Annotated in this window: 14 protein-coding genes, 1 other RNA gene and 1 pseudogene; 7 read left to right on the top strand and 9 right to left on the bottom strand. The window is 69.9% G+C overall.

The window, feature by feature from the left end:
• Positions 1-285 precede the first annotated feature (285 nt).
• Positions 286-429, top strand: coding sequence for a DUF6408 family protein (locus tag KJK29_RS27290; protein ID WP_215124630.1), 144 nt, complete (start codon positions 286-288; stop codon positions 427-429).
• A gap of 74 nt (positions 430-503) precedes the next feature.
• Here the strand turns inward: KJK29_RS27290 and KJK29_RS27285 are convergent, their stop codons facing one another.
• From KJK29_RS27285 to KJK29_RS27255, 6 genes and pseudogenes are all read right to left on the bottom strand, one after another.
• Positions 504-2,612, bottom strand: coding sequence for a DUF2075 domain-containing protein (locus KJK29_RS27285; RefSeq protein WP_251058137.1), 2,109 nt, complete (start codon positions 2,610-2,612; stop codon positions 504-506).
• 194 nt (positions 2,613-2,806) lie between these two features.
• Positions 2,807-4,693 (bottom strand): DUF2075 domain-containing protein, encoded by a 1,887-nt coding sequence (locus tag KJK29_RS27280; RefSeq protein ID WP_215121819.1) that lies wholly within the window; start codon positions 4,691-4,693, stop codon positions 2,807-2,809.
• Between the two features lie 255 nt (positions 4,694-4,948).
• An RNA gene (rnpB, locus tag KJK29_RS27275) (RNase P RNA component class A) lies at positions 4,949-5,360 on the bottom strand.
• A gap of 118 nt (positions 5,361-5,478) precedes the next feature.
• Positions 5,479-6,195 (bottom strand): annotated as a pseudogene (locus KJK29_RS39435) (DMT family transporter); the annotation flags it as partial.
• An 82-nt stretch (positions 6,196-6,277) separates the two neighbouring features.
• On the bottom strand, positions 6,278-7,102 hold the full coding sequence (locus KJK29_RS27260) for a helix-turn-helix domain-containing protein (RefSeq protein WP_215124482.1): 825 nt from the start codon (positions 7,100-7,102) through the stop codon (positions 6,278-6,280).
• A gap of 42 nt (positions 7,103-7,144) precedes the next feature.
• Entirely contained in the window at positions 7,145-7,720 is a 576-nt protein-coding gene (locus KJK29_RS27255; protein ID WP_215124481.1) for a Uma2 family endonuclease, read from the bottom strand.
• 124 nt (positions 7,721-7,844) lie between these two features.
• On the opposite strand from KJK29_RS27255, the gene KJK29_RS27250 reads away from it, so the two are divergent.
• From KJK29_RS27250 to KJK29_RS27235, 4 genes are all read left to right on the top strand, one after another.
• Complete coding sequence (locus tag KJK29_RS27250; RefSeq protein ID WP_215121817.1) at positions 7,845-8,600, top strand: MerR family transcriptional regulator; 756 nt, start codon at positions 7,845-7,847, stop codon at positions 8,598-8,600.
• Complete coding sequence (locus KJK29_RS27245; protein WP_215121816.1) at positions 8,597-9,178, top strand: hypothetical protein; 582 nt, start codon at positions 8,597-8,599, stop codon at positions 9,176-9,178. The genes KJK29_RS27250 and KJK29_RS27245 overlap by 4 nt, the downstream gene beginning before the upstream one ends.
• A gap of 53 nt (positions 9,179-9,231) precedes the next feature.
• Positions 9,232-10,014: a peroxide stress protein YaaA gene (gene yaaA / locus KJK29_RS27240; RefSeq protein WP_215121815.1), complete on the top strand. Its 783-nt coding sequence runs from the start codon at positions 9,232-9,234 to the stop codon at positions 10,012-10,014.
• A gap of 75 nt (positions 10,015-10,089) precedes the next feature.
• A complete protein-coding gene (locus tag KJK29_RS27235; RefSeq protein WP_215121814.1) occupies positions 10,090-10,737 on the top strand; it encodes a bifunctional 4-hydroxy-2-oxoglutarate aldolase/2-dehydro-3-deoxy-phosphogluconate aldolase in 648 nt (215 codons plus the stop codon).
• Here KJK29_RS27235 and KJK29_RS27230 read toward each other — a convergent pair.
• From KJK29_RS27230 to KJK29_RS27220, 3 genes are read right to left on the bottom strand one after another with little or no spacing between them, the layout of a single operon-like run.
• Complete coding sequence (locus tag KJK29_RS27230; RefSeq protein WP_215121813.1) at positions 10,712-11,947, bottom strand: bifunctional RNase H/acid phosphatase; 1,236 nt, start codon at positions 11,945-11,947, stop codon at positions 10,712-10,714. The two genes, KJK29_RS27235 and KJK29_RS27230, sit on opposite strands and share 26 nt — an antisense overlap.
• Before the next feature lie 20 nt (positions 11,948-11,967).
• Positions 11,968-12,711 (bottom strand): zinc ribbon domain-containing protein, encoded by a 744-nt coding sequence (locus tag KJK29_RS27225; protein WP_215124480.1) that lies wholly within the window; start codon positions 12,709-12,711, stop codon positions 11,968-11,970.
• Positions 12,708-13,571, bottom strand: a complete 864-nt coding sequence (locus KJK29_RS27220) for a Nif3-like dinuclear metal center hexameric protein (protein ID WP_215121812.1) — start codon at positions 13,569-13,571, stop codon at positions 12,708-12,710. The genes KJK29_RS27225 and KJK29_RS27220 overlap by 4 nt, the downstream gene beginning before the upstream one ends.
• Positions 13,572-13,828: 257 nt before the next feature.
• Here KJK29_RS27220 and KJK29_RS27215 point away from each other — a divergent pair, with 257 nt between their 5' ends.
• Both KJK29_RS27215 and KJK29_RS27210 read left to right on the top strand, forming a co-directional pair.
• A complete protein-coding gene (locus KJK29_RS27215) occupies positions 13,829-15,037 on the top strand; it encodes a hypothetical protein (protein ID WP_215121811.1) in 1,209 nt (402 codons plus the stop codon).
• A 105-nt stretch (positions 15,038-15,142) separates the two neighbouring features.
• On the top strand, positions 15,143-15,310 hold the full coding sequence (locus KJK29_RS27210; protein WP_215121810.1) for a hypothetical protein: 168 nt from the start codon (positions 15,143-15,145) through the stop codon (positions 15,308-15,310).
• Positions 15,311-15,322 lie beyond the last annotated feature (12 nt).

Below are 15,322 nucleotides of genomic sequence, written 5' to 3'. Positions count from 1 at the left end.
GAGATGACCGCGGTGGCGGATCGTTGACGGTATGCAGGAACCGGTACGCATGACGTCTACACGCACAGGCGCTCCCGGCCTCCACCCCGCGGCCTACGGCGCTCTAAATCCAGCAAACCGCCAGGTTGTTGGCCCGATCAGGAACGCATCGCGTTGCGATAAGCTCCTACTGCTGCGCACCTTCCCGGAGGGTACGAGGCGGAGTCCACGGTCCAGTCCGCTGGATGTGAGTGACGGATGGGACGGATGCCCGGTAGGGCGGTCCTACCGTTCCGAACTCACACCATGGAGTGGGCCTATATGGAACCGGTCGAGTACAAGCCTGCGCGTCGTCCTTGGATCCGCGAGATCCTGGTCGGCGTCGCCGCGAGCGTGATCTCCAACCTCGTGTGGGAGGCACTGGCGGTGGCAGCGCGCCACCTCATCTGAGGTAGGCCTGTGGCGGGCCCGGCGAGCCCGCCACTCTTCCGCCTGTCTGGCCTCGGCCATGCGACGAGGATCCCTCAGAAGAGCAACTCCTGCCCGGGAGAGGTGTCGTTACCCCTCCTATTCGGGCTGGGAAGATGCGGCACCCGCGCCTCGGCAGGGAGATTTTCCCACGTAGGCCGCAGGCCGTGTACCTGCAAGTCACCCACGCAGGTCTTGAGGTACTCCTGTGTCTCCTCATCCGTGGAGTACAGCACCGTCGCCCGGCTCGCTCTGGTCATGAGCACGTGGTAGGCGTGGCGAATGCAGCGCGCGAACTCCTCCTCTCTTTCCGCCTCACTCCCCGTCCCCTCCCGGAGCTTCATGTCGAACGAACCGGGCACTTTGACCCGTTTGACATTGTTCTCGGAGTCCTTGTACCACTGCCCCTTGCGGTAGACCCAGCGGTCGCCGCGTCTCACCATGTCCTCGCCGAGGATCACCCCGCACCAGTCCCACTCCAGGCCCTGAGCCGTGTAGACGCAGCCGATCTGGTTGATGCCATACGGGTGCACTGACCACTTCGTGGACGGGGGCACCAATCCGTTCTCGCGGAAGGAGTCGCCCTTTGCATTCCACGGACGGTGCCAGTCACCGATCCGCACGTCTGACTCCAAGCGCGCGGCCCTCCCCTTCCCCACCGGCTCGGTCCACGGCCAGCAGAAGCCGGCCACCATGCGCGCCGTGGCTCCCGCCTCCGCCTCGGTCCTGATGATGTGCTCGAGTTCCTCTGGGCTGTCGGCCACCTCGACATGCATCAAGCCGTCGGGGGTCCACTCGGTGGTTCCTGCCTCGATGTCGAGGACGGCCCGCACCCAGCGGATGTAGGCGTCGCTGCCCCCGCAGCGCCATTCCTCCCTGAGCTTGTAGTGGAGTGGAACGATCCCCCGCGCCCTTGCGGCCTCCTCGACCAGGCTCACCGTGCCGACTTCCTTGGGTCGCACGGACTGGCTCTCGTCGAGAAAGAACACCGTGAGGCGAGAGGCATCCAGCAGATCGTCCACCTGAGGCTGCTTGCCCGACTTCTCCTCTCGGCGATACATGTCGATGGTTCGCTCTCTCATGCGATGCGCCTCGTCGCAGATGAGGACGTCCAAGGGAGGGTCCGGAGGCGTCACGAAGTGGCTGAAGTAGGCGAACCTCTTCCTGAACTCGTTGTCGGTGTAGCCCACCTGCTCCTGAAGTGCCCCGTTGAAGGCACGGCTTCCGCTGGCGTACTTCACCGTTTGGCCGGCTGCCTCAAAGTCGGCCCTGAGCTGTAGGCCCACTGCGCTCTTTCCCGTACCTGCACCACCCGTCACGATGAACACCGCTCGTTCGTCATCCGGCGGCGGAGCGGGCTGATCAGGATTGCCGAGAACAAGGGCGGCTCGTTTCAGAACACTCGCCGCCACTCTCTTCTGCTGTCCACGCAAGGTGAACACCGTGTCCTCTCCGCGCGATCTGATCATCGCGTCGAGAAGCGGCGTGTTGCGCAGATTCATGAACCGCAGTAGTTGCTCGACCTCGGAAGCCGCGCCATCCTCCGCGAAATGTCGACGCAGGTCCGCAAGGAGCAGGTCACGACTGTCGTGGGTGTACACACGCTCATAAGCTCCGGTCGGCGCCAACGTATCGAGCAGCGGTCGAACCGAGTCATCGGTAGCATTGTGCAGGTACGCGAATCCGCCGCATTCGACCGTGATGCCACGTAGCGGCCCCTGGTCTCCAGAGAACAATCGGTATGTTTTCCTGAGTTGCAACGCAGGGTGCTTCTTGGGCGTCTTGTATCCCGGGACACTCACGAGCTCCGCGGTGGCCGCTTCAACCCGCGTGACCATTGACCATCGCTTCAGCTCGACGAGTTGGAACGACGGCAGGCACGTCTCCGGGTGTCGGCCCACAAGCACGACATCGATAAGGGGCGGCTCCCCCTTCTGAGGTTCGTCGACCGTCGCAGCGCACTCGACGACCATCTCGACATTGCCCCGCTCCGCCTCAACCAGGTCTTCCGCCAGCACGACCAGGCTTTCGGCCCATGCCTCCCGTTCCGTGTTTGACACATCGCGCCCTCGGAAATACCGGTATCTGGCGGCGAGGTGCGGCACCATCCGGCGCCTCGAGTTCAGAGTGAGCAGGTCCTGCGCAGACAGCTTCAGCAGGAGCATGGACACGAGGTGGTTCCCCCAGGGCACGAGTGACTCGTGCGGGTGGGGGCGTGTCCTCGCTCAGAGGAAGCCCGTCGGGCCGCGATTGGTATGGGTGATCTTAGGGAGCACGGCAGCTTGTGCGAACTCCTCCCGCCGACTCACAACATGTCAGCGGCAAGTTGACGGAATAGCTGCAGGGTCCGGCCGATCGTTCACACCGTAACAGTCACGCGCCGCCCGACCCCCAGCAGTTCTCGTAGCTTTTCTTGCGTCTCCCTATCCGTGGAGTAGACCACCGTGCCGACCATTCCGCGGGTCAGCAGCACCTTGTACGTGTTGCGGATCAGGCGATCCACATCGGCGTCTGGTGTCGAGCGCTTGAACACCGGATCCTTGGACGCCGTACGGTCCGTCACCCATCGGTCGCCGCGCCACACCAGGTCGGGGCCGATAATGACGCCCGACCAGTCGTACTCGAAGCCCTGCGCGGTGTAGACGCATCCGATCTGACCGAAACCCGCAGGGTCCGTGGCCCACAAGGCGGACGGGGGTGCGCCGGAGACTGAGCGATCGCCGCGCAAGTTCCAGGGCCGCGCCCAGTCGCCGATTCTCACGTCGGCCGGAAGGGGCTGTCCCGGCTTGGGTTCCGGGGACCACGGCCAGCAATAGCCAGCTGACATGCGAGCGCTGTATCCCTGGCCGCGGCGGCCATCCAGGAAGCTCTCCATCTCCTCCGGGCTGTCTGCCATCAGGAGTGCCATGCGGTCATCGGGTTCCCACTCGACCGGGCCGCCTGGCTCCAAGTCCAGAAGCCGTACCACCCAGCGCAAGTAGGCGTCGCTCCCGCCGCAGCGGAACTGGCTTTCGAGCCTTACGACCGGGCAGTTCAGACCCCTGCGTGCCGCTGCGGCTCGGATGTCTTCCACTGTGCCCATCTCCCCCGGGCGCACAACCTGGTGCTCGTCGAGCAGGAAGACGGGCACTTTGGCCACGTCTATCAGTTCGTCGATCTGCCGCTTGCCGGTCCGGCGCGCGGCCGGCGTGTACCGGTTGGCCGACGTCTCACGGATGCGATGGGCCTCATCACAGACCAGCACGTCGAGACTGTTCTTCTCTGTTGCCATGAAACTGTTGAAGTACTTGAAGAGATCCTGCACCTCACGCTTCCTGACACCCGCCACCTTGCGCATCGTCTTGGTGAAGGACTGGGACCCGGTCGCATGCAGAGCCGGGATGCCACGCCGGTACAACTCGCCGAGCAAGGAGAGGGCGATAACGCTCTTGCCGGTGCCAGGACCGCCGGTGATCACCACGACCTCCTTGTGGTCCGACTGCTGGGCCTTGCGCACCGCGTTGAGGACCTTGCGGTAGGCAACCTGCTGCTCGTCGAGGAGCACGAACTGCTCCCTCTCACGAACTTCCTGTGCTGCGACCGCCATGAGCTGCTTCGACGGGACTGTCTTGCCCGCGAGCAACGCGTCAGCGGTTGCGGCACCCGGATGCCCAGAGCTGAGCCGGGCACGGACGTAGTCGATGAACTCACCGCGGGTGTCGCCCGCGAACAACTGGCCCCACTGGTCGGACTCGATCTCGCGCAGTGGACCCACATCGAACTCGGTTGCGTTGTGCAGGAAGGCCACTCCCCCGACCCTCTCCGGATGGCCGGCGACCGCGCCGTTGAAGTTGACCAGGTACTCGCAGTAGCGACGAACCTGCTCGATGGGGTTGAGGACCGGCTGAGTAAAGGAAGCGACATGGCAAAGGACCGGGTCGTCCTCGTCCGGGACGACGTCACTCCACTGCTTGAGTTCCACCACGACATAGGAGGGGTCTCCCGTGCGTGGGTGAATCCCGGCGAGAACCGCGTCGGCTCGCTTGCTGTTCATCGGGAGCGCGTACTCGAGCATGACCTCCACGTCACCGAGACCCGCGTCATTGAGCGCCGCGGTCAGCGCTGGGATGCTCCGCTCCCAGGACCGCGCCTCCGAGGGGTTGGGCCGGTAGCCGTGCATATGGGTGAACTGCTCGGTGAGGTGGAGATAGAGCGAACTGTCGAGCGCCATAGCGGCGACCGTTTTCGCAGACGCGCGGAACAGCAAGGACTTCCCTCGGGCAGCACGAAGAGGCTCGTGCGGGTGGGGGCATGTCCTTCGAGGTTCCACCGGCGTGGAACGGAAGCCCGTCGGGCCGCGTTGACGATGTGTTTTAGGGTACCTGGCGGTGCGGGCCGTCGTACCGGGGATCTGAGTGGCGGTAGCACATGTCGTGCCTGATCTCCTCCGCCAACGCCCTGACGCCCGTCTTCAATTGTCGAACCGTGCTTCGCACTCACGGCAGGGCCCGATGTGGAGCGGCAGACGAGTCGGGCTGTACGCCGGGTTCTGTTCCGGCGGGTCCTCGCGGTCCCGTCGGCGACGGCCATCCATCTAGGGCCGGCGTTGCCACCGGCCTCGTGCGGTCTACCCGCGGACTCGGGCGAGCAGCCCTCGAACATCCGCGCAGGGACGCCTCCGAAAAGGCGGCCCCTCTTGACCTTGCTCCGGGTGGGGTTTACCTAGCTGCCCAGGTCACCCTGGGCACTGGTGGTCTCTTACACCACCGTTTCACCCTTACCGAGGACCAAAGTCCCCGGCGGTCTGTTTTCTGTGGCACTGTCCCGCGGGTCACCCCGGGTGGCCGTTAGCCACCACCCTGCCCTGTGGAGCCCGGACGTTCCTCGGGGAGCTCCCCGTCAGGGGGACTCCACGCGGCCGTCCGCCCGGCTCGTCTGCCGTGTCGACCATGGTACCGGGCGGGAGAGGCGCTTTCCGCCGGGTCCGGCCGTCGCCAGGACCGAGCCCGCGAGGATCAGCGTGAACGCCGCCGCGATGCCCGCCGTGAGCGGCTCGTCCAGGAAGATCGCGCCCGCCGCCACCGCGACCGCCGGATTGACGTACGTGAAGACCGTCGCCCGGGTCGGGCCCGCCTCCTTGATCAGCTCCAGGAAGGCCACGAAGGCGATCGCCGTGCAGACGACGCCCAGGGCCGCCAGCGCGGCCAGGACCGAGGGGGAGGGCATGGTCGACGGCCAGGTCATCGCCGCCGCCGGGGCGTAGACCAGTGCCGCCAGGGCCAGGCAGGGGGCGATGAGCTGGAGGGTCGGGACGTTCCTCAGGTGGCGGGCCGCTATCAGAGGCGCCGTCGCGTAGCCCACCACCGTCACCAGTACCTCGGCCAGGGACTTCGCGTCGCCGCCCGTCAGGTGCGGGACCGTGAGGACCCCTACGCCGGCCAGGCCCAGGCCGAGTCCGGTCATCCGCCTCGTCCCCAGCCGCTCCGTCTCGCCGAAGAAGCGGGCCAGGGCCACGCCCACGATGGGGACGCCGGCGATCAGCAGGCCCGCCGTCGAGCTGGAGAGGTGGCGTTCCGCGTCGGTCAGGGTCCACCAGGGGCCGACGATCTCGATGACGGCGAACGCCAGCATCGGCTTCCAGCGGGCCCGGACGGTACGACCGAGACCGCCCTGGCGTATCGCGAAGGGGAGCAGGAGCACGGCGCCCAGCGCACAGCGCGTGAACACCACCATGGACGGGGACACGGCGTCCACCGCCACCTTGATCATCAGGTAGGGAACGCCCCAGACCACTCCCATCAGGGAGAACAGGAACCAGCCGCGTGCAGTCATGCGGCGAGTCTCGGCCGTCTCACCCTGCCGTGTCTTGAACGCTGTTGCGGTATGCCGCCGGGGTCACGCCCAGCACGCGGCGGAACCAGCGGGTGAGGTGCGCCTGGTCGGCGAAGCCGACGAGGCCGGCGACCTCGGCGGGGCGCAGGCCGGACTCCAGGAGGCCGCGGGCCTTGGTGACCCGGTGCTGGGCGAGCCAGGCGTACGGCGGTACGCCCATGGTCGTGCGGAAGGCGCGCAGCAGTTGGTAGCGGGACAGGCCCAGGTCGGTGGCGAGGTCGGCCAGGGAGGGTGGTTCCAGCAGTTCGTCCGCGAGGCGGTCGCGTACGGCTCTGGCGATGGGGCCGGCGCCGGGGACCGTGTCGTCGATCGCCCGCGCTGTCGAGTGGCGGCGGGCCAGGGCCGTGAGCAGCCAGGGCAGCCGGGACTCAGCCTCCAGGGGGTCGGGGCAGGTGCTGATGTCCGTATGGGCGCGGCGGAGGGCGGTGGCCAGGTCCGGGTCGTGGAGGACGGCGTCCCGGAAGTGCGGGAGCCCGCCGCCGAGGGTGCCGTCGGTGAGGAGGGACGGCTCGGCGTAGAGGGCCTGGTAGGCGTAGCCGTCGGCGGCGGCCGGGCCGCCGGTGTGCATCTCGCCCGGTTCCAGGACGACGATCGAGCCGGGGTAGGAGTGGATCCGCCCGCCGCGATAGGCGATGACCTCCGAGCCGCCGACCGTGACACCGATGGTGAACTCGGTGTGCGCGTGCGGCGCGTAGACATGCTGGTCGAAGTGGGCGGTGAGGAGGTCGAGGGGCGGGCCGGCCCGGCCCAGGCGTGCCCTGGTCCAGCGGGCCTGTTCTCGCATGCGGTGCTGTGTGCTCACGTCGTACCCCCGACTCACAGAGGATCAGAGGAAGTCGGTGGTGTCCAGGCCGAAGGCGAAGGGGTCGGGGAGAGTGAGGGGTCTACCGAAGGCCGCTGTGCAGAGCCGGCGGTAGTCGTCCTTCTCCGGCTCGCTGAACAGGGTTGTCGAGGAGGCGTCGCGGTCGACGAGCAGGTAGAGGGGGATGCCACCACGGGCGTAACAACGGCGTTTGACCTCGCTGTCGATATCCGGCCTGGTGAAGGTCACCTCCAGCACCATGGTGACTCCCTCACAGGGCATCCAAGGGGGCGCCCCTCGGAAGAACCGTGGTGCGCGGGCGACGATCGTGCCATCCGGGATCACGTGGTCCTGAGGAAGGCCATGCGCCTGCCCCAGCTTCAGACCCTTGTTTCCTGAGAACTGAAGGTCGAACTCGGAGCGCCGGTGGAGCTGCCTCACGATCCGGCTGATGCAGTGCTCGTGATGCCCGTCCGGCACCGGTGTAAGGACGAACTCTCCCTCGACCAGCTCCGCCCGGAAGCCCTCCGGGGTGTCCAGTTCGACGAACCAGTCCAGCAGCAACTTCCGGGTGTACGGGTCCTGCGCCACGGCGATGATGCTCCTCTCCGACGATCACTGACCAGACTGGGCCACGGCGTGGATCACGTCCGGGGGAAGGGGAGGCGTTCCCTCGATGGTGGTCGCTTGACCTTGCCGCAACGTCAACGTCTTCACTGGTCCCATGCGGATCGGAGAACTCGCCGCCGCCGTCGGCGTCACCACGCGGGCTGTGCGGCATTACCACCAGCTGGGCCTGCTGCCCGAACCGGAGCGGCTGGCGAACGGGTATCGGGAGTACGGGCTGCGGCACGCTGTCGTGCTGGCGCGGATCCGGCGGCTGACGGAGTTGGGACTGGGGCTGGCCGAGGTGCGGGATGTGCTGGCGGACGAGGCCGGGAAGGACCTGGTCGAGGTGCTGACCGAGTTGGACGAGGATCTGGCGCGGCAGGAGGAGGCGATCCGGGAGCGGCGGGGGCGGTTGCGGGTTCTGTTGGAGGCGGAGGGCGGGGTGCCGGTCGAAGGGCCGGTGTCGCCTGAGCTGGCCGCGTTGTTCGCCGGGTCGGCGGGGCTGTCGGAGTCGCCCATGGCCGCCAAGGACCGCGAGATCATGGCCTTCCTGGAGACGGCCATGCCGGACGAGGCACGGGAGCAGCTCGTGTCGTCATTGGGTGAGGCGCTGGGGAGTCCCGAGGCGGTGGCGCGGGCCCATGAGGCGTACGCGCTGCTCGACGCGCTCGCCGGGGCGGAGCCGGACGATCCGCGTGTCGACGGGGCCGCCCGGGCCCTGGCCGGCTGCATTCCCCCGGGGCTGTTCCCGGAGGTCGGGGAGCTCGACCACGACGACGGTGTCATGCGGGCCTTCTACGACGACCTGGCCCCGGCCCAGGCGGAGGCGGTCCGCCGGACCCTGCGACTGCTCGCCGAGGAGCGACGATGAGGATCGTGCGGCTGCTGGTCCGGCACGAGGTGCGGGTGCTCGTGAGTCTCGTGTTGTGGGTGGCGCGGCGTACGCACGGGGTCGGGGGTGGTGGTCAGGGGTTCGGGTACGCGCGCGGGCAGGGCGCGATGATGTTCGGGTTCGGCTTCGTGTGTGTCGTCGAGACCGTGGCGATGTCCGTGCTGCTGCGGGACTGGCCGACCGTGCACGCCGTCTTCCTCTTCGTGGACGTGTACAGCGTCGTCTTCGTCGTCGGGCTGCACGCCTCGTCGGTCGTACGTCCGCACGTACTGGATTTGGTCGGTGGTGAGCTGCGGATCCGGCGGTACGTCCATGTCGATCTGCGGGTGCCGCTGGAGCGGATCGCCTCGGTGCGGCGCGAGCTGCGGATGACGCATGAGCCGGCAGACGGGGAGCTCAATGTGGAGGTGGGGTCCCAGACCACCGTCACGGTCGAGCTGACGGAACCCGTCACTCATGTCGGCTTCTTCGGGCGTCGGCGCCCGGTCGGCGTCATCCGTTTCCACGCCGACGACGCCGACGGGCTCGCGCGTGCCCTCGGCCGGGCGCGGGTCTGAGGTCGACGCCGGTCCCCGTACGCTGTCGGCGGAGTTCGATCGAAGGAGTACGCGTGCTTGTCCTGCTGCCGCCGTCCGAAGGCAAGGCCCCCTCCGGCCGCGGTGCCCCGCTGAAGCCGGAGTCGCTGTCGCTGCCCGGGCTGGCCGACGCCCGGGAGGCCGTCCTCACCGAGCTGGTCGAGCTGTGCGTCGGCGACGAGGACAAGGCGCGCGAGGTGCTCGGGCTCAGTGAGGGGCTGCGGGGCGAGGTCGCGAAGAACGCGGAGCTGCGGACGGCGGGGGCGCGGCCGGCCGGGGAGATCTACACCGGCGTGCTCTACGACGCCCTCGGCCTGGCGACCCTGGACGCCGCCGCCAAGCGGCGGGCGGCGCGCTCGCTGCTCGTGTTCTCCGGGTTGTGGGGTGCCGTGCGGGTGACGGACCGGATTCCGTCGTACCGGTGCTCGATGGGGGTGAAGCTGCCGGGGCTCGGGGCGCTGGGCGCGCACTGGCGTACGGCGATGGCGTCGGTGCTTCCCGAGGCCGCCGGGGGCGGGCTGGTGCTGGATCTGCGGTCCGCCGCGTACGCCGCCGCCTGGAAGCCGAAGGGCGAGATCGCCGGGCGCACGGCGTCGGTACGGGTGCTGCACGCGCCGACGCGGAAGGTCGTCAGCCATTTCAACAAGGCGACCAAGGGGCGGATCGTGCGCGGTCTGCTGACCGCCGGGGCCGATCCGAAGGACCCGGGCGAGCTGGTCACGGCCTTGCGGGACCTCGGGTACGTCGTGGAGGCCGAGGCACCGGCCAAGGCGGGGCAGGCCTGGGCGCTGGATGTGCTGGTGGACGAGGTGCACTGACCCGACCGAGGTCGATCGTTGCAGCATGCGCAATGAGCTTTGCGCATGCTGCTGCGGGGGCGGCAGGATACCGCCATGGTCTCCTCCCTGCCCGCCTCCGTGCTGGATCTCGCGCCCGTCATCCCCGTCGTCGTCATCGAGGACGCGGGCGACGCCGTACCGCTGGCGCGGGCGCTGGTGGCCGGTGGGCTGCCCGCGATCGAGGTGACGCTGCGGACGCCCGCGGCGCTGGACGCGATCCGGGAGATCGCGGGGCAGGTGCCTCAGGCGCTGGTCGGCGCCGGGACGGTGATCAGCCCCGGGCAGGTCGACGAGTCGGTGGCGGCGGGCGCGCGGTTCCTGGTCAGTCCCGGCTGGACGGATCTGCTGCTGGACGCCATGCGGGCGTCCGGGGTGCCGTTCCTGCCGGGGGTGTCGACCACATCGGAGGTCGTGGCGCTGCTGGAGCGCGGGGTGCGGGAGATGAAGTTCTTCCCGGCCGAGGCCGCGGGCGGTACGGCGTATCTGAAGTCGCTCGCCGGGCCGCTGCCGCAGGCCCGCTTCTGCCCGACGGGCGGGATCGGCCCGGCCTCCGCGCCGGACTATCTGGCGCTGCCCAACGTCGGCTGTGTGGGCGGGAGTTGGATGCTCCCGCAGGACGCGGTCGCGGCCCGCGACTGGGGGCGCGTCGAGGCGCTGGCCCGTGCGGCGGCGGGGCTCAGCGCAGGTGGGACGTGTCGTTGAGGAGGCGGACGCTGGCGTTGCCGTCCGCGTAGTACGCGACCACCGACAGGGACGCGGCCGAGAGTTCCATGCGGAACAGGGACTCCGGAGGGGCGCCGAGGGCGAGCCGGACCAGCGTCTTGATCGGGGTCACGTGGGTGACGAGCAGGACCGTGCGGCCCGCGTACGCCGCGACCAGCTTGTCGCGGGTGGCGGCGAGCCGGGTGCCCGTCGCCGCGAAGCTCTCTCCGCCGCCGGTGGGTTCGACGTCCGGAGAGGCCAGCCAGGCGTTCAGGTCCTCGGGGTGGCGCTCGCGCACCTCGGCGAAGGTGAGTCCCTCCCAGTCGCCGAAGTCGGTCTCGCGCAGCCCGTCCTCGATACTCACGTCGAGCCCGAGCCGGTCGGCGACGATACCGGCGGTCTCCCGCGTCCTGGCCAGCGGCGACGACACGACGGCCTGGATGGTGCCGCGCCTCGCCAGCAGCGCGGCGGCGCGCTCGGCCTGTTCCCGGCCGACGTCGGAGAGGGAGGGGTCGGTGCCGCCGCTGCCGGAGAAGCGCTTCTGGGGGGTGAGAGGGGTCTCGCCGTGGCGCAGGAGGACGAAGGTGGCGGGGGCGCCCATGTCGGCGGGTGCCCAGCCGGGCGCGGCAACGGCTTTGGCGGCACGGGCGTCGGCGTCGGCCTTCGCCCCTGCCGAGCGGGCGTCGGCCTCGGCTGCGGCTCGGACGTCCTGCGCACTGGCGTCGGGCTCGTCGGGGTCGGCCTTCGCATCGAGAGCAGCGTCCAGCTCAGCCGTCGACGCCGCCTCCGACCACTGCTCCCCCCTGGCCCCCGCGTCCATCGCCTCGTTGGCCAGCCGGTCCGCGTGCTTGTTCTGCTCCCTCGGCATCCACTCGTACGTGACCCGGCCCGGCGGGAAGACCCGGGCCGACTCCGCCGCCAGCGGCTTCATGTCGGGGTGCTTGATCTTCCAGCGGCCCGACATCTGCTCGATGACGAGCTTGGAGTCCATCCGGACGTGGACCGTGGCCGCCGGGTCCAGTTCATGGGCGGCGCGCAGGCCGGCGAGGAGACCGCGGTACTCGGCGACGTTGTTGGTGGCGACGCCGATGTACTCGGCGGCCTCCCGCAGGGTCTCCCCCGTCGCCGCGTCGCTCACCACGGCCCCGTAGCCCGCGGGCCCCGGGTTGCCCCGCGACCCGCCGTCGGCCTCGACGATGAACTCCCGCACGGCCACCGCCCCTGTCGCCCTTACAGACCCGACTCGGACGTGCGCACCAGGATGCGCCCGCAGTTCTCGCAGCGGATCACCGTGTCGGGCGCCGCCTTGCGGATCTCGGCGATCTCCGTGAGGGCCAGCTCCTGCCGGCAGCCCTGGCAGCTGCGCGCGTACAGCTTCGCCGCGCCGATGCCGCCCTGCTGCGCGCGCAGCCGGTCGTAGAGCTTGAGCAGATCGGCGGGCACGGACCCGGCGACGACCTCGCGCTCCTTGGTGGCGGTGGCGGCGTCGCCGTCGAGCTGCTCGAAGGCGGCGTCCCGGCGGGCGGTCGCGTCGTCGATCTTCGACTGGACGGAGGAGACCCGCTCGGTCAGCTCGGCCGTCCGCTCCTGCGCGGACTCCCGGCGCTCCATGACCTCCAGCACGACGTCCTCCAGATCGCCCTGCCGCTTGGCGAGGGAGGCGATCTCGCGCTGGAGGTTCTCCAGGTCCTTGGGGGAGGTGACGGCGCCGGAGTCCAGGCGCTGCTGGTCGCGGGTGGCGCGCTGGCGCACCTGGTCCACGTCCTGCTCGGCCTTGGTCTGCTCGCGGGCGGTGTCGCTCTCCTCGGTCTGCGCGGCCACGAGCAGGTCGCGCAGCTGGATGTGGTCCTTGGCGAGCGACTCGATCTCGGCGTGCTCGGGCAGCGACTTGCGCTTGTGCGCGAGCTGCTGGAGGCGGACGTCGAGGTCCTGGACGTCGAGGAGTCGGATCTGGTCGGCGGGCTCGGCGTTCAGTTCGGGGCTCCCAGGGGGTCAGAAGTGGTGGAGGCCGCGTGCGCGGTCCAGGGGTCGGTGACCGTCTTCGAGACGTGGACGCGCAGGTCCCATCCGTGCCGGTCGGAGATCTCGTCGAGCTGACTCGCGGCCAGCTCGCACCAGGGCCACTCGGTGGCCCAGTGCGCCGCGTCGAGCAGCGCGAGGGGGCTGTGGGCGCGATCCGCCAGGAACTCGGCCGCGGGGTGGTGCCGCAGGTCCGCCGTGAGGAAGGCGTCGACACCCGCCGCGCGTACATGGTCGAAGAGGCTGTCGCCGGAGCCGCCGCTGACGGCGACCGTACGGACGACCGCCTCGGGGTCGCCGGCGACGCGGATGCCCTGCGCGGTGGCGGGCAGTCGCTCGGCGGCACGGGCGGCGAACTCGCGGACGGTCAGCGGGGAGTCCAGCGCGCAGACGCGGCCCAGGCCCCGGCGGCCCTCGGGGTCGGTGGGGTCCGGGACGAGCGGTCCGGTGACGCGCAGGTCGAGCGCGCCCGCGAGGGCGTCGGAGACACCCGGGTCGGCGGTGTCGGCGTTGGTGTGGGCGACGTGCAGCGCGATGTCGTTCTTGATGAGGGTGTGGACGACACGGCCCTTGAAGTGGGTCGCCGCGACGGTCGTCGTGCCGCGCAGATAGAGCGGGTGGTGGGTGACGAGCAGGTCGGCGCCCAGCTTCACCGCCTCGTCGACGATCTCCTGGACCGGGTCGACGGCGAACAGGACCCGGGTGACCTCCTGGTCCGGGTCGCCCACGACGGTGCCGACCGCGTCCCAGGACTCGGCCCGCTCGGCGGGCCACAGGTTCTCGAGCGCGGTGATGACTTCAGACAGACGGGGCACGGGAGCAAGGCTACCCGTCTGATCTGTGGCGTTGAACCGCCACCGCCACCGCTACCGCCACCGCGGCCGGGACCGTCCCGGCCGCCACCCCGGCCACCGACACCGGCCCCGTCGGCCGCCTGTCGCCCCGCCGAGCACAAATGCACCCTTTTCCTCAGGCGAATCGTTCCTGGAACACCCTTATGTGTGAAGCCGGAGCGCCCGGATTCCCCACCTGTGGCATGAAAACTACGTTCGTCACTGGAGGTGACCGAACGATGACTGCCTGTGCGATCGAGCCTTCGGCGGGACACGAGGACGGTGACAGGGCGGGGCCGGTGAGCTGCGCGCTCTCCGCCGACGGTGCCTACGCCGCACGCCTGGCGTCGGCCGGCGACTCCTGGTTCCCGGAGCGCTGGACCCTGAACGGCCCCGAGCCGTACGCGGTGCCGCTGCCCCGCAACCAGCCGGAGGAGCCGGGCACCGAGGTGCAGCCGATGGCCGACGGGCGGGTCCTCATCCACCGTCTGGTGGCCGGGCGGCACGCCTTCTCCCTGCTCTACCCGACCGGCCCCGGCACCGGCGAGCTGCCCCTGGGCGCGATCCGGTGCCCGGACACGGCGGCCCGGCTGTGGCTGCTGCCGCCCGCCCCCGGCGGCGAGCGGGCGTACGCCCTGGCGGTCGGCCGGCGTTCGACGGCGGTGTGGCTGATCGCGGGCGGCCCCGCCGGACCTCAGCAGGTGGCCGAGTTGCCCGGCCGCTGCTCGGGCGGGGTCTGGCTGGACCCGGCCGGGCGGCTGCTGGCGCTGGACCGGGAGACCGGCGGGCCCACCAAGACCGTCGTGGTGGATCTGGAGTGCGGCGGCCAGGTGTCGCCCCTGCTGCAGATCACCGCCTACAGCGACGACCGGCTGCTGCTCGCCGACCACGACAGCGGGCTGCTGATCGTCCGCTCGGACGCGCCGTCGCCGGGTCATGGCCGGCTGGGCTGGGGTGTCCTGGGCAGTTCCCTGCCGGTGCGTTTCCCGGAGTGCCTGCGGTTGCGGGACTGCGCGGTCACACCGTTCGCGATCCAGCCGGGGCAGGTGCTGACACCGGAGAGCTGCGCGGTGGCGTTGCGCGTGGACGGGCCGGCGGGCAGCTGGGTCGCCGTGTGGCGGCCGGCCGAGCGGCGGGTGCACCATCTCCCGGCGCCCGAGGGGTGGTTGGCGGGCACCGGCCTGTGGACCCCGGAGGGAGTGCTGCGGCTGCCGTACGCGACGGAGGTCGTGCCGTGCGGCGTGGCGCAGGTGAGCCCACCCGGGGCTGCGGTGCCGTTGCCCGAGCCGGGCGAGGAATCGGGGCAGGAGGCGGGCGCGCGGACAGCCGGCCCGACCGCCGCACCGGGGCATCCCCCTGAACCGGGACCGGCAGCGGAAGCGGCTGCTCCGACCCCCTCCGCCCCTCGACCGGTGCCGCTGCAGCAAGCGCCGCTCGGACGGATGTAACGAACTAGTGCCGGTTGGCGTGGCCGCCTGGATCACGGGTGAGGGGTGCCGGTTACACTCGCCCGGCTGTAAGAAAGATCATGTTGACGGGGTGAATTCCATCCGATGAGCGACGCCGGCACGAACCAGTTGCATGCTGACGACGTCCAGGAGACTTCCGCCGGCCACGGCCGGCACCGTGGTGAGGTCTCCACGCACGACGGCGAGACGGCTCCGCGCGGTCGCCACCGCAAGCCGGTGGCGGAGACCGAGCAGACCGAGACGGCGGCCTGACGAAACGTCAGT

It is taken from the genome of Streptomyces koelreuteriae (assembly GCF_018604545.1).
Taxonomy (GTDB): Bacteria; Actinomycetota; Actinomycetes; order Streptomycetales; family Streptomycetaceae; genus Streptomyces; species Streptomyces koelreuteriae.
The sequence above is the reverse complement of the archived record's forward strand: the minus strand, read 5'-3'. Positions and strand labels throughout refer to the sequence as shown.